This is a genomic window from Marinobacter sp. LV10R520-4 (assembly GCF_002563815.1).
Classification (GTDB): Bacteria; Pseudomonadota; Gammaproteobacteria; order Pseudomonadales; family Oleiphilaceae; genus Marinobacter.
This window is the reverse complement of sequence record NZ_PDJM01000001.1, coordinates 2,632,371-2,646,351: the sequence shown is the minus strand read 5'-3', so window position 1 is coordinate 2,646,351 and position 13,981 is coordinate 2,632,371. Positions and strand designations below refer to the sequence as shown.

Here is a 13,981-nt window from a genome sequence, read left to right as displayed (position 1 = left end):
AGTGATGACCAAGAGCGTTTATCGTATATAATCTCGCGTTTTTGGGGGAAGAAAATGCTCAAAACGCCCTATTATCTGATCGATAAAAGCAAACTTCTGCGTAACCTGGAAATCATTGCCCGGGTGCGGGAAGAATCCGGTGCTAAATCCTTGCTGGCGCTCAAGTGCTTTGCCACCTGGGGTGTCTTTGACTTGATGCAAGAGTATATGGATGGCACAACCTCCTCTTCTCTCAATGAAGTCAAACTGGGTAAGCAAAAATTTGCAGGGGAAACACACGCCTACAGTGTCGCCTATGCTGATGATGAAATTGAAGGCGTGCTGGCTCACAGCGATAAAATCATCTTTAACTCCATCAGTCAGCTGCAGCGATTCTCTGAAGCATCTGCAAACAAAACCCTGGGTTTGAGAGTCAATCCTGGTGTTAGTTCCTCGGATTTCACCCTTGCCGATCCGGCCCGCCCGCACAGCCGCTTGGGTGAGCACGACCCGGAAAAAATCGCCGGCGTTGTGGATCAGGTCTCCGGCTTCATGTTTCACAACAACTGTGAAAACGCCTCCTTCGAGCGCTTTGATGAACTCCTGCAGGTCATCGAAACACGCTTTGGACACCTGCTGGAGAAAGTCAGCTGGGTCAGCCTGGGTGGAGGCATTCACTTTACCGGAGAAGGCTACCCTCTGGAGCGCTTCTGCCAAAGACTGAAGGCCTTTGCTGAGCGTTATACTGTGCAGGTTTATCTGGAACCCGGCGAGGCTGCCATTACCAACTCTACCAGCCTGGAAGTCACTGTTCTTGACCTGCTCAACAACGACAAAGACCTGGCGATTGTTGATTCGTCTATTGAAGCCCATATGCCGGATTTGTTGATCTACCGGGAAAGCGCGAAGCTTGAGCCCAATCGTGGTGATTACACGTATCAGGTTTGTGGAACATCCTGCCTGGCCGGTGATATTTTTGGCGATTTTCAGTTTGAAAAGCCTTTGCAGATCGGTGACTGCCTCTCTTTTCAGGATGCAGCAGGCTATACGATGGTCAAGAAAAGCTGGTTTAACGGCGTGAAGATGCCATCTATTGCGGTTAAACAACTAGATGGGCGTATCGAGCTCGTCAAGTCGTTTAGCTATGAGGATTTTGTGCAGGCATTGTCGTAGAGTTTGCCGTAGGCGGCATGACCTGACAACATCTCGCTCTCAACGAATGCACAGCAGTTTAAACAATGGAGTTTTGTCTGGAAATGAAAAAAAATGTCTTGATTATCGGAGGTGGGGGCGTTGCTCAGGTGGTCGCCCATAAATGCGCTCAGAATAATGACGTTCTGGGCCAAATCACTTTGGCTTCACGTACTCAATCCAAGTGTGATGCCATTGTTAAAAGCGTAGAAGAAAAAGGCAGCATGAAAGTGCCCGGCAAAATTCAAACCTTTGCGCTGGATGCCCTGAATATCCCCGCCACTGAAGAACTGATCTATCAGACAGAATCCCAGATTGTTATCAATGTTGGCTCGGCTTTTATCAATATGTCGGTGATGACCGCCTGCATCAATACCGGCGCTGCGTATCTGGACACCGCCATTCACGAAGAGCCGGATAAGATTTGCGAAGAGCCGCCCTGGTACGGTAACTATGAATGGACGCGCAAGGATGAATTTGCAAAGGCCAAGATCACGGCCATTCTAGGTGTGGGCTTTGATCCGGGTGTCGTTAATGCCTATGCCAAGCTGGCGGTTGGTGAATATTTTGACACGGTTGATTCTATCGACATTATCGACATCAATGCCGGGGATCATGACCGTTATTTTGCCACCAACTTTGATCCCGAGATCAACTTCCGTGAATTTACCGGGCGCGTTTGGTCCTGGCAGAATCGCCAGTGGACCAAAAACAAGATGTTCGAGAATAAGCGCACAGATAATCTGCCTGTGGTGGGTGAACATACCAGCTACATGACCGGGCATGATGAAATTCATTCACTGTCCAAAAACCTGGATGTGCCCAACATTCGTTTCTGGATGGGTTTTGGTGAGCACTATATTACGGTGTTCACGGTACTCAATAGCCTGGGATTACTGTCTGAGCAACCCGTGAAAACGGCAGAAGGCCTGGAGGTGGTTCCCTTGAAGTTGGTGAAAGCCATTTTGCCCGACCCTTCTTCCCTGGCGCCAAATTACACGGGCAAAACGTGTATTGGTGACCTAATCAAAGGTCAGAAAGACGGCCAGGAGAAGGAGGTCTTCATTTACAATGTCGCCGACCATGAAGCCGCTTACGAAGAAGTGGGTAGCCAGGGCATTTCCTATACCGCAGGTGTTCCCCCAGTGGCTGCGGCCCTGTTGATTGCTGATGGCACCTGGGATATAGGCACCATGGCCAACGTGGAAGAACTGCCACCCCGACCTTTTCTGAACCTGCTTAACCAGATGGGGCTGCCCACCTGTATTCGTGATGAAGAAGGTGAAAGGCCGCTGATCTTTTCTTGATTTATTCTTCAGTAAAGACAAAAGCCAGCTATTGCTGGCTTTTTGCTGTTTAAGCGCCCAATAAATAGGTCCGTGCCTTTTCAATAAGGGACAGATTTCAAATCTGTCCCTGGCCTGCACTTTCCCAGGGTCGCCTGCCAACCAGGGTCCCATGCCTGTCCATGCTCAGTCTGTTTGCGTCCTCAGTCTTGCCTGTCCATGCTCAGTCTGTTACTTGCGGGGACTTCAGCCTTCGCCAGTGTTTCAAGTACCACCGATTGTTCTAACGATCCCACCCAGGCAGCTATCACTGCGTAGAGTTCATCTCGCCGGGCGTCACGGCCGGCGTTGTCGTTCAGCATAGGGTCCCCGGCCAGATCGGAACGGCCGATCGCCAACATTAAACGCCTGAAGATCGCATCGCCATTGGCGCCGATCTGAACTGCCTTACCATCGGCGTTGGTATGGATGGAAGAGGGTGTTCGGTAGTCTCACGCTTGTCGGCAGTGAGACCTGGTCGTGTGGCCATGTTTATGCTGGTCTGGTTGGCATCACGGCTGGCCTTGTAGGCTTTGATACCGCGGCACAGGGTATAGACTGACTGTAGCGATCGGGGTTCCTGCAGGAATCGCCCATGGGGCCGAAACCTTCTTGCATTTTACCTTTCACATGTAACGGGCGCGAGCTCAGCGCCCGTCCTGCAGTGCAGTGCAGTGCAGTGCAATACAAGGAGTAACAGGATGTCCGTATGGGAAGTGATTGTCGCAACCGTCGCCGCGGAGTTTTCGGATATCAACGATATCGAGCAGAACACACGCGTCGGGGTGAGATTGGTGCTGGCTGTCTTGCTCGGCGGAGTGCTCGGCTATGAGCGTGAAAGTCAGGGCAAGGCCGCGGGCTTGCGCACCCATATGCTGGTGTCCCTGGGCGCCGCGTTGTTTGTCATCGGCGCAGATCCCACCGGCACTTTCAATGACGCAATGAGTCGCGTTATTCAAGGTGTGGTGGCCGGCATCGGCTTTCTTGGTGCGGGCACCATCATCAAGAGCGCGTCGCTGTCCAATATCCGGGGTCTGACGACCGCGGCTGGTTTGTGGCTGACGGCCGCCATGGGTGTCGCGATAGGTCTGGGCCAGGAAGTGATAGCCATTATGACTACGTTGCTGGCATTGATTATCTTGCATCTGGTGCCGCTTCTGCTGGAGCGCAAAACTGCGGATAAGGCGGACGACTGATTTCAAGCGGGCTCGGGCGCAAAAAACTCGACAAGCGACAGGCCATGCAAGTCGCCAAGCTGACAACGCTTGTGTACACGGCAGCGCATCAGCTCATAGACAAAGCTGGGATGGTGGTTTGTGAGGACTTGACCTCACCCATCGCCCGCAAGCGCAGCTACGGTAAAACGACGAACCGTCGACTGAATACCTGGACAAAAGGGCTGATTGCATCAGCCGTTGATGCAGTATCTCAACGTAGATGTTCTACGTTGCATGTGGTCATCGCAAATGGACTCCTTCAATCCACGGGCTGTTACTCGGCACGCGAAAGGAGGATAAGTTTCACCGGCAGGTTAAACTGTGCCTGTCCATCACCAATCCTTAAGATAGGGACAGATTTTAAATCTGTCCCTGGTTTACACTGTTCAATCGCATCAACAAGGCACCCAACACCATGCCCACGCTCAACAACGATACAGCCAGCCAACTGCTTGAATTGCACGTGAAGCATGAGGTTGCCTCACTGAAGGGCGCAAAGCTTCGCAAGTTTTTGAAGCAAGAGGTTAATGAGCTTCTTGATCACGCGGGCAGTATCACGCTGAATCGCATCGCCTCGGAAAACCAGGTGGCAGACACCCTTCAGCGCGTTGTTGTGAACATGGAACTAAACGCAGGCGTCCCAGAACTGGCAGCCGAGATGGCAACCGAAGTTCTAAACGCGCCGATTCAGGAATCAACCACATTGGGGCAAATTGTCACCCAAGACCAAGTGACCGGCTTTCTGGATGCGGCGCTAGAGCTAAGGCACCAACGTGAGCGGATAATCAGTGAGATTATTGCGCACCCGATTTACCAGGAATTGATTTCAAACATGGTGTACCACGGCGTGGTCAATTACCTGTATGAAGACAACCTGATTACCAAGTCGGTGCCCGGCATTGGTTCGATGATGAAGTTTGGCAAGCGCATGGCAAACAGGGCTGTGCCAGGGCTTGATGAAACCTTTGAGCGCCGCTTGAAAGCGTGGCTTGCAGAGAGCCTGCCAGGGCTGATTAGCCGTAGCGAACAGTTTTTGCAGGGCGCGATATCCGACAAAGAAGTGCGCAAAACGGTTCTGGCTGCCTGGGCAGACGTGGAGGATAAAACGCTTGCCGATCTGCAAGGAGGGCTGGGTGCAGTTCAGCTACAGGACTTTGTGGCGCTGGGCTATGAGTTCTGGCTGCAGTTCCGCAAAACCGACTACTTTGAGGGCTGCGCCCGAGCGGTGGTTGCGCACTTGTTTGCGAAATACGGTGATCGACCACTGACCGATCTGCTGGACGACCTGGGCGTTACCCGTAAAGTCATCATGGCAGAAGCGGACGCCTGGGCCATTCCGGTTATAGGCGTGCTTCAAGAAGAAGGTTATATCGAGGCTCTGGTACGGCGGCGGCTGTCAGCTTTCTATAAATCCGCAGCAGCACGCAAGATTCTTGAGCCGGAGTCCTAATGAATTAGCTCGAAATTACCTGTGCCTTTCTATCCACACCAATTATCGGTAACTGATCCATTGGCATGTATCCAACGTTTATCTAATTGGCTAACCTAAGCACTGATATACAGAGCGAATAATAAAAGGAAATTTATCATGGGACACATTATTGCCGGACGTTTTGACGCTCAAGAAAGCGCAGACCACACACATCGGGCGCTACAAGACGCGGGTTTTGAAGCCGATTCGTTATCGATTTTCTTTGTTAATCCCGCTGGTCAGCATGCCACCCACCCCGTTGGTGGCGATGAAGGTGCATCTTCAGGCGCCAAAAATGCTGACACCGGCGCATGGGCAGGCGCCGGTGTAGGGTCCGTAGCGGGAGCGGCTGCAGGCTCTGTAGCCGGCCCTGTTGGTGCCGTGATTGGAGGTGGCGTGGGAGCTTACACAGGGTCACTGGCAGGCGCTTTACATTCTACGGATGAGGCCGCGGAAACGGATAAACCCGACAAAGCGGAACCAGACAACCGCATAACGGAACGCAAATCCGGCATGCACTTGGCGGTGAATGTAAGCCAATCGGATACACAGCAAGTGATTGACCTTCTTCGCAAAAATCAGGCAAAAGATATAGAACAGGCCGAAGGCAAACTGGAAAATAGCAAGTGGATAGATTTCGACCCAACTTTGGCCGTCCGGCTGGTTTAGAGATAGCTTAACGGTGCCCGTCCGGGATGAAAACAGAGCACCTCATGCTGGTGCTTGAATATGTATCCTCTATGACGGTTTTTAACACTCCCCATAGCAACAGGCGAAATGTAAGCGTGAAGAGCTCAGTAAAACAAGCGCTGCTGAGCTTATCAGGTTCAATCATATTTATTATTCGAAATTCGTCTTGAAGTACGCCCAGTCCTCACCCTCCCTTACGAGAGGCTCGGTCTTAGCCCACATGGTAAGGCTGTCAATCCCGGCATCAATGGGAATGGTGTTCAACACCCTGTACAACCTCACAGACATCTGGTTCGCGGGCTACCTGGGTGACGATGCACTGGCGGGCTTATCAATAGCTGGCAGCGTGTTTTTCCTCTTACTCTCCATTGGTCTCGGGATACAGGCGGGTGCGTCAGCCATGATTGCACCGGAGGTTGGGCGGGCCGGCATAAAAGGTGCCATAAAGGGTGGCACAAGTGAGATCAAGCACTGGATCGACAACGTCACTGGAATGGCCATTGGATTCAGTGTTTTATCCTTTTTGCTCGGGGCTTTCGCGGCGCGACCATTGGTCGTATTACTGGGAGCAGAGCCGAATATTGAGCCGTTAGCCATGGAATATTTGTGGGTAACATTGGCAGGTTCTATCGGCTTCACCCTCTCTTTTGGTGCCGCGGGTGCTTTGATGGCCCTGGGCGATACGAAGTCCAACCGCAACGCACTGGGCATTGGCTTTTTTGCGAACTTCGCATTAAACCCACTTTTCACGTTCGGCCTTGGGCTTGGCGTGACTGGCATAGCATTAGCGACCGTTACTATTAAAATAGCGACTGCACTTTACTTGTTACGAGTGCTTGCTAAACGGTTGAACATACGCATAAGACCGGCGTTCAACTGGCCTCGGTGGCAAGCTTTGCTCAAACAAGTGCTGCCCGCCAGCTTCAATACACTCACTATTGTTCTGGGTGGTTTCATTACCGTGGCGCTCATTGGGCAGTTTGGCAGCCATCACGTGGCAGGTTACACAGTGGGCTTACGGCTCGAACAACTACTATTGTTGCCCGCATTGGGTTTAAACAGTGCGGTTATGGCGATTGCCGGTCAGAACTTAGGCGCAGGCAACAATGCGCGCGTGGCAGAGACTTATCAAAAGAGTTTGTTGATTGGGCTAGCTATGGCAGTGGTTTCAATACCTGTTATGTACTTTTTGTCTCCGCTTATGATGGGTTTTTTCACCGACACAGATGCAATCAAGAACACCGGCGTAACCTATCTCAGGATCGATGCTTTAGCGTTTTATGCGTATGTGGTTTTATTCCAAAGCGTGGCTGTGCTGCAGGCAATGCGCAAGCCCATGTTCCCGATGTACCTTGGTATTGCAAGGCAACTGGTGATACCAGCAATCATCAATTATGTGCTGATTGTGCTTTGGGACTATCCCATGGTGTCCATGTTCTACACCATCGTGATTGTGGTGATGGTCAGTTCTGTGATCGCGCACGTTTATACTAAGCGGGAAATTAGCAGGCTGCCTCGGGCTGGTGCACTCGAGTGATCAGATAGTAGCCTTTGGGTTTGGTGGATTGATCGCGGTGGCGGGCGCGCCGCGCTGGTCGCAAAGAAGTCAGGCTTTGCGGGGGTCCGTTTCCGCGACCATAGGTTGTTGCAAATTATGGCCCCGGAATGACAACAAACTCTCGATGCCCTCAAAATCGACAAGAGCCCGGAAATCCAGCCAGTCAATCAGACTGAACAGACAGATTGACGGATAATGCCAGTCTGTGAATTCGCCCGCATCCACCATGGCTGACAACGTACGCAAGGTCGTCATGATTCGTTCGCGCTGGATGTTGTAAAACATCGCATCCTGCTCGATGTCGAGGCCGGATCGTTTCGACAACAGCATCGTGACACAGGAATCGTTAGCCGCATCAATCAACGTTAGCTGGTTTTCCTGATCCCAGCTCGGGGCGGCGATGCCCAGCTTAGCCCCAAGATAGCGAGCGATAACCCGGGAATCGTATATTTCCTGGCCATCATCATCCAGCATCGGAATTTTGAGCGCCGGGTTATTTTTACGCAACTCGTCTCGCCCCTCGCCGTAGATATCCAGGTTCACAAAATCATAAGGACGGTCCGCCAGCAACAGCCGGGTGCGTCGGACATAAGGGGATGTGGTCGAGCCAAGCAGCTTCATGGAGCCTCCGATTTATCGTGTTATCGTATAAGTGTCTGTAGCTAACCTCATAGCGCCAGACTGGGCAACAGGAAGTCCCGACAATATGGCACGGAGCGGCCGCTCATGAATAGTGAACAATCAGGCCTTACAATAACCAAAGCAAAAGGAACCGGATAATGAACATGATACAACGACTCGCGCTTACCGCGGCGACCTCTCTCGTTTTCACTACGGCAGCCTTTGCCGAGATAGTGTCTGAAACAGTGGAGTATACCGTCGATGGTGATTCGTTCACCGGCTATATGGTGTATGACGACGATGTTGAGGGCGAGCGCCCGGGAATACTGGTAGTTCACGAGTGGTGGGGCCACAACGAATTTGCCCGCAGCCAGGCCGAAAGGCTGGCTGAAGAGGGCTATACTGCGTTTGCACTGGACATGTACGGCACCGGTAAGCTGGCCGAACATCCTGACGACGCCAAGAAATTCATGCAGGCCACCATGGGCGACAAACAGGCACTCGAAGCCCGCTTCCGCGAGGCCATGAGCATTCTGCAGGACCATGAAACGGTTGACGAATCCCGGATTGCGGCCCAGGGTTATTGTTTTGGTGGTGCTGTCGTGCTTAACATGGCGCGGCTCGGCCTCGATCTTGACGGCGTCGTCAGCCTGCACGGATCACTGGGTAGCGACATCCAGCCCGAACAGGGCGCAGTTACGGCTAGGATTTTGGCCTACACCGGTGGCGCTGATCCGTTCGTTCCAGTGGAGCAGGTCACCGGTTTTGTCAGTGAAATGACCAAAGCCGGTGCAGACCTTAGCCTGACTGTGTTCCCCGGCGTCAAGCACTCCTTCACCTCCAAAGCGGCTGATGATACCGGTGAAAAGTTCGGGTTGCCCATGGCTTATAATAAAGAAGCCGCCAATCGTGCATGGGAAGGCACGATGGCGTTCTATCAGGATATATTTGCCCAGTAATCGGCCGTGTCGGTTGTCAGGGAGAACACTTGGGAGTTTGGACATGCCTGTCCATCACCAAATCAGTGATCAGATAGTAGCCTTCGGGTTTGGTGGATTGATCGCCCCTAAAAAAGCCACGCGGTGCGTGGCTTGATTCAAAACGCCGGAATTTAGAGGCTCACGCAGCCCAGTGATCGTCTCCCATATCCATCAGGCTGTCCTTGCCGCTTTCGATGTCGCTTAGCAACCAGTGAATTTCCGGCAGCAGCTTTTCAAAGTAAAAGCGGGCAGACACCAGCTTGCTTTCCAGCAGAGGCTTGTTGCCCTCCCCGGCTGCAATCTGCTGGCCGGCAACGTTGGCCATGCGTGACCACATATAGCCAATAACCGTCAGGGCCATCAGGCGCAGATAAGGCGTGGCAGCCGCGCCGGCCTGCTCCGGATCTTTTGGCGCGTTGGTTGCCAGCCATAGAGTGGCCTTTTCAAGCGCACTTACAGCGCCTTTCAGCTCATCGCGATGGGGTGCTTCCGGGTTTTCTTTCAGGTAGCTTGAAAATACACCAAACAGGGTGCGCACCAGCCGTCCACCTTTCAGGCTCAGTTTACGGCCCACCAAATCCAGCGCCTGTATGCCGTTTGTGCCTTCATAGATGCGCGCAATGCGGCCATCGCGAACCAGCTGCTCCAGCGGCCAGTCGGTGGTGAAACCCGAACCGCCCAACACTTGCAGGCCGATGTTCGTATTGTTGGAACCTTCGTCGGTCAGAAACGCTTTTACCACCGGGGTCAGCAATTGCACCAGATCATCGGCGGATTCCCGCACCAACTCATCCGGATGGGCAACCGAGAGATCCAACTGATGACCGGCAAACAGGGCCATGGCACGCATGCCTTCGTTCAGAACTTTCTGCCGCATCAGCATGCGGCGAACATCGGGGTGCACAATAATCGGGTCGGCCGGGCCGCCAGGGTTCTTTGCGCCACTCATCGAACGGCCTTGCAGACGCTCGCGGGCAAATCCAAGGCTTTCCTGATAAGCCATCTCGGCAAGGCCGAGGCCCTGCATACCCACCATCAGGCGTGCTTCGTTCATCATGGTAAACATGGCGCGCATGCCGTCGTTGGGCTCGCCCACCAGCCAGCCTTTGGCGCTCTCAAAATTCATCACGCAGGTCGCGGAGCCTTTAATGCCCATTTTGTGTTCCAGGCCACCACAGAAAGCAGGGTTGCGCTCACCAGACTCAGGCAGAACCTTCGGAACCACAAACAGCGAAATGCCTTTTGTGGTGTCCGGCGCGCCGGGCAGCTTTGCCAGTACCAGATGCACAATGTTGTCGGTCAGGTCGTGCTCACCGCCGGTAATCCAGATTTTGGTGCCCTCAATGGCGTAGCTGCCATCGGCGTTGGGCGTGGCACGGGTACGAATCAGGCCAAGGTCAGTACCACACTGGGGCTCGGTTAGGCACATGGTGCCTGTCCATTCGCCGGACACCAGTTTTTCCAGATAGGTTTGCTTGAGCTCGTCGGAGCCATGGGCGTGCAGTGCGCTGATAGCACCGTGGGTTAGCCCCGGGTACATGCCCAGTGAAAGGTTGGTGGAGCAGAGCATTTCATCCACTACAAACTTAAGCGTATGGGGTAGCCCCTGCCCGCCAAACTCCACCGGCGCGTCCAGTGAGGTCCAGCCACCGTCTACAAGTTTTTTGTAGGCCGGTTTGAACGCGTCAGGCGTTGTCACCGCATGGGTTTCAGGGTCGTAATGGCAGCCTTCACGGTCACCGGCTTGATTGGTAGGCTGAATGACTTCAGCCGCCAGTTTGCCGGCTTCATCAATAACCACAGAAATCAGATCCGGTGTGGCATCGGCGTATTTTTCCAGCTCATGAAGCCGGTCTACACCCAGTACATCAAACAACAAAAAACGAAGATCATTCGCCGGGGCCTGGTATTTCATGAGCACTCCTTGGTCAGGTTTTTTACTTAATAGGCTTCTTTGGTCTTATCAGTGACAATTCATACGACTGTTTTAATTTTGTGGTTCACCCGTTTACGGCGTATTTGTGCCTGTTCAGGATCCGGCTTTCCGCGCAGGGTTAACCTGTGCCTGCCCATGGCCAGGCTGTGTCATAAAAGTGTCATCAAACAAAACCAAACGCCTGCTATCCTGTAGATGTTAATTCACTGGGTTCAATACAGGAACAGGGCAGCGATGAGGATTATTGCGTTCTACAGTCCCAAGGGCGGAGTTGGCAAAACGGCGGCGGCCGTGAACGTTGCATACCTGGCAAGCAAGGACAACCGCCAGACTCTGTTGTGGGATCTCGACCCCCAGGGCGCCTCCAGTTTCTATCTTTCCGGTGCCGCGCCGCTCAAAGGCAACAAACTCTCCAAACTGCTTGAGGGCAAATCGCCCATAGCCAAGTTTATCCACGATGATGTTTACCCCCGCCTGGATTTTATTCCGGCACACTCGAGCTTCCGCAACTTCGACATCAAGCTTGAGCAGGAAACCGATGGCAACCAACTCAAGAAACTGCTTGCCCCACTTTCCGAAGAAACCAGCCTGGTGATTCTGGACTGCCCGCCTACGCTGTCACGACTAACCGAACAGGTGCTGGAGGTTGCAGACCAGGTTTACGTGCCACTCGTGCCTACCTGGCTGTCCATGAACAGCTGGAATCAGCTGCACGATTTTGCCAAGAGCAAGAAGTTAGGTGTTAAAAAGCTACGCCCGTTTTTCTCTATGGTCGATCGCCGCAAGAAACTGCACCGGGAGTTGGTTGAGCGTGGTCCGGAACTGATAAACAACTGCCTGAATGTGGCAATACCCTACGCAAGCGTGGTTGAGCGCATGGGCGAAGAGGGCAAGCCTCTGGAAAAACTGAGTCCCAGAAGCACCGCGGCCGGGGCTTATCGCCAGCTTTGGGCCAGCATTAAAAAAGACCTTTGGTGAGACCGGATTGGTTTGGTCAGTTAGGGGGACAGATTTGAGTTAGGGGACAGATTTCAAATCTGTCCCCGGGAGTAAGCTGAGCTGTGTGTAGCGGCACAGTGAATCCGGTCGCGGGGCTTCGGCGCTCAGGGGTTGAAACTTTCCGACTTTGCAAAGGTCATGTTTGAGAGTAATAGTTGCGTCTGTTGTTGGATGAGACCTGCACTATCGGGAGGCGGGATGAATACGACAATCCGAAGCCGCTCCGTTCCCTTATGGTGGCTGGCACTCGCTGCCGCGCTAATCCCGCTATTAAGCATTCACGCTACTTTTGCCGTTGCGGTCTTCGAAGGCTACATTTCCTGGTGCGTACCCTACTGGGATAGTTGCACCAGCATCAGTCGAACAGGGCGCCATGGCACTGCCTACTTCATCTTCAAGGGCGCCATGTTGCCCGCGGCCTTGCTCGGTATTCTGTTCTGGTGGCTCAATAGCCTCTGGTTGCTGCAATTGGGCGCGCCTGGTCGTGGCCAGCTCTGGATACCATGGCTTGGGCTGGTGGCCTGCGTTGCCCTGGCCGCCTACACATTGGCGCTTGACCACGAAGGTGAGGGCTTTAACCTCATCCGCCGTATCGGAGTCGTGCTGTATTTCTCGCTTACGTACATTGCGCAGCTACTGATCAGTTCGGCCCTGAAAGATCACCCGCGCTGGCACCAGAGCGGAAAGCGCCTGCTGTGGCTGAGCGAAGTGACGTTGGCGGTGGGTTTTCTCTCCGTCATCCTTACCGCCGCAGCACCTGACCTGTACAGCCAGATCGACAATGCTTTTGAATGGATATTGGCGCTACTCATAAACCTGCACGCGCTCTGGGTTGCGCTGCCCTGGCGGCAAAGTTCGTTCCGGACAAAGTTGTTGGCACGATGACAGAAGCGTTCTCGCCCCGTCCATGGGTAGCCGTTAGGGGACAGATTTGAGAAGCTAGGGGACGGATTTGAAATCTGTCCCCGGGAGGAACAAACTATATTTGTTAACGGTGAACTCGGTATTCAAGCCCAACACAACCGCTTGCAAATCCGCCGTTGGAAGGCCAGCGTAATATTACTTAACGTATGAATGACCCCGGAGGTATTTCAAGATGCCAATCAGCGCGACGGATTTTCTGAAGAAGCACGGCTACGACGAGGAAGAAAAGGGGGACCACAGCCTGCAACATAACGCAAAAGAGCATGCTCGGCACCTGAAAAAACCCCATGCCGGAACGCCTCATGACTGGGAAGACTGGGAGCGTTATAAGCAGGAGCATCCGGATGAGGTGGAAGACGACGACACAAGCGAGAAATAGGCGTTCTTATGGTCCTTAATAAACCTAAATGACCTGTCACTGCTAACTGCCCTGTCGTAGGGAACTCTGCAATTTTTAAGTAGCAACCAGGTCAAACTAGGATCTGTGCGTGTCCAGATTGCTACTGCCCCTTCTTCAAACTCGGTTCAAACGAATGATAACAATCGCGGCCAAAGCCAAGATTAGGATTGCAATTGCCTCGTACAGAATATTCTCAGGCGCCATGTCTTTACCCTGCAGAATAATCAATCGGGCGAGTGCCGTAATCGCAATGAAAATCGGGTAGACAAAGGCAGAGCGCCGATCCGAGTAAAACACAGCCACCATGCCGATCACCTCTAGGTAAAGAAACATCAGCAGGATGTCCGCAAGGCGGATCTTGTGGGCACCGTAAACCGTAAGAAGCTCGAAAGCCACACCGCCCAGCGTCATCAACACAACGATGATCAGCAACAAATTTTCGATCGCCTTAAAAGTAGTAAGAGCGAAAGTCTTTTTGCCAGAATCGACACCCGGTACGTCGTCATGCGCGCTTGCCGTTGACTGCGCTTCTGAGTTTTGACTGCAATCTGTACTTTCTTTAGTGCTCATAATTATGATGTTAGCGTCAGGTGACTTTAGCGCACATTAAGGCAACGGTGGACTAAGCTGAGCACACATGGGCTCATCTGCATTCACATCATACGTACATTACGTAGCTTTTGATCAGTC

13 protein-coding genes and 1 pseudogene are annotated in these 13,981 nt (G+C 52.9%); 10 read left to right on the top strand and 4 right to left on the bottom strand.

Going from position 1 to position 13,981, the window contains the following annotated elements; genetic code table 11:
- The first annotated feature begins 54 nt into the window (after positions 1–54).
- Positions 55–1,152, top strand: coding sequence for a carboxynorspermidine decarboxylase (nspC, locus tag ATG98_RS12840; RefSeq protein WP_098424444.1), 1,098 nt, complete (start codon positions 55–57; stop codon positions 1,150–1,152).
- A gap of 83 nt (positions 1,153–1,235) precedes the next feature.
- Positions 1,236–2,477: a saccharopine dehydrogenase family protein gene (locus ATG98_RS12835; RefSeq protein WP_098424443.1), complete on the top strand. Its 1,242-nt coding sequence runs from the start codon at positions 1,236–1,238 to the stop codon at positions 2,475–2,477.
- Between the two features lie 194 nt (positions 2,478–2,671).
- On the opposite strand, the pseudogene ATG98_RS12830 reads toward ATG98_RS12835, so the two are convergent.
- Positions 2,672–2,938 (bottom strand): annotated as a pseudogene (locus ATG98_RS12830) (CoA transferase); the annotation flags it as partial.
- Between the two features lie 258 nt (positions 2,939–3,196).
- Here ATG98_RS12830 and ATG98_RS12825 point away from each other — a divergent pair.
- The 4 genes from ATG98_RS12825 (at position 3,197) to ATG98_RS12810 (ending at position 7,410) form a co-directional block, all read left to right on the top strand.
- Positions 3,197–3,691, top strand: coding sequence for an MgtC/SapB family protein (locus ATG98_RS12825; protein WP_098421429.1), 495 nt, complete (start codon positions 3,197–3,199; stop codon positions 3,689–3,691).
- A 436-nt stretch (positions 3,692–4,127) separates the two neighbouring features.
- Entirely contained in the window at positions 4,128–5,162 is a 1,035-nt protein-coding gene (locus tag ATG98_RS12820) for a hypothetical protein (RefSeq protein ID WP_098423371.1), read from the top strand.
- A 138-nt stretch (positions 5,163–5,300) separates the two neighbouring features.
- On the top strand, positions 5,301–5,852 hold the full coding sequence (locus ATG98_RS12815; protein WP_098421427.1) for a hypothetical protein: 552 nt from the start codon (positions 5,301–5,303) through the stop codon (positions 5,850–5,852).
- Positions 5,853–6,093: 241 nt separating this feature from the next.
- The gene (locus tag ATG98_RS12810; RefSeq protein ID WP_228706128.1) at positions 6,094–7,410 is read left to right on the top strand and encodes an MATE family efflux transporter; all 1,317 of its coding nucleotides are present in this window, start codon (positions 6,094–6,096) and stop codon (positions 7,408–7,410) included.
- A 69-nt stretch (positions 7,411–7,479) separates the two neighbouring features.
- On the opposite strand, the gene ATG98_RS12805 is transcribed toward ATG98_RS12810, so the two are convergent.
- Positions 7,480–8,052, bottom strand: coding sequence for a glutathione S-transferase family protein (locus tag ATG98_RS12805; RefSeq protein WP_098421425.1), 573 nt, complete (start codon positions 8,050–8,052; stop codon positions 7,480–7,482).
- 158 nt (positions 8,053–8,210) lie between these two features.
- Between ATG98_RS12805 and ATG98_RS12800 the strand changes: the two genes are divergently transcribed.
- A complete protein-coding gene (locus ATG98_RS12800; protein WP_098421424.1) occupies positions 8,211–9,011 on the top strand; it encodes a dienelactone hydrolase family protein in 801 nt (266 codons plus the stop codon).
- A gap of 160 nt (positions 9,012–9,171) precedes the next feature.
- Here ATG98_RS12800 and ATG98_RS12795 read toward each other — a convergent pair whose 3' ends face one another.
- Complete coding sequence (locus tag ATG98_RS12795; protein WP_098423367.1) at positions 9,172–10,947, bottom strand: acyl-CoA dehydrogenase C-terminal domain-containing protein; 1,776 nt, start codon at positions 10,945–10,947, stop codon at positions 9,172–9,174.
- A gap of 255 nt (positions 10,948–11,202) precedes the next feature.
- On the opposite strand from ATG98_RS12795, the gene ATG98_RS12790 reads away from it, so the two are divergent.
- The 3 genes from ATG98_RS12790 to ATG98_RS12780 all read left to right on the top strand — a co-directional run bounded on the left by ATG98_RS12790 (position 11,203) and on the right by ATG98_RS12780 (position 13,270).
- Positions 11,203–11,946, top strand: coding sequence for a ParA family protein (locus ATG98_RS12790; protein WP_098423365.1), 744 nt, complete (start codon positions 11,203–11,205; stop codon positions 11,944–11,946).
- A gap of 219 nt (positions 11,947–12,165) precedes the next feature.
- On the top strand, positions 12,166–12,852 hold the full coding sequence (locus ATG98_RS12785; protein ID WP_098421421.1) for a hypothetical protein: 687 nt from the start codon (positions 12,166–12,168) through the stop codon (positions 12,850–12,852).
- A 211-nt stretch (positions 12,853–13,063) separates the two neighbouring features.
- The gene (locus tag ATG98_RS12780) at positions 13,064–13,270 is read left to right on the top strand and encodes a hypothetical protein (RefSeq protein WP_098421420.1); all 207 of its coding nucleotides are present in this window, start codon (positions 13,064–13,066) and stop codon (positions 13,268–13,270) included.
- Positions 13,271–13,405: 135 nt separating this feature from the next.
- Here the strand turns inward: ATG98_RS12780 and ATG98_RS12775 are convergent, their stop codons facing one another.
- Entirely contained in the window at positions 13,406–13,861 is a 456-nt protein-coding gene (locus tag ATG98_RS12775) for a phosphate-starvation-inducible protein PsiE (RefSeq protein ID WP_098423363.1), read from the bottom strand.
- Positions 13,862–13,981: the final 120 nt, after the last annotated feature.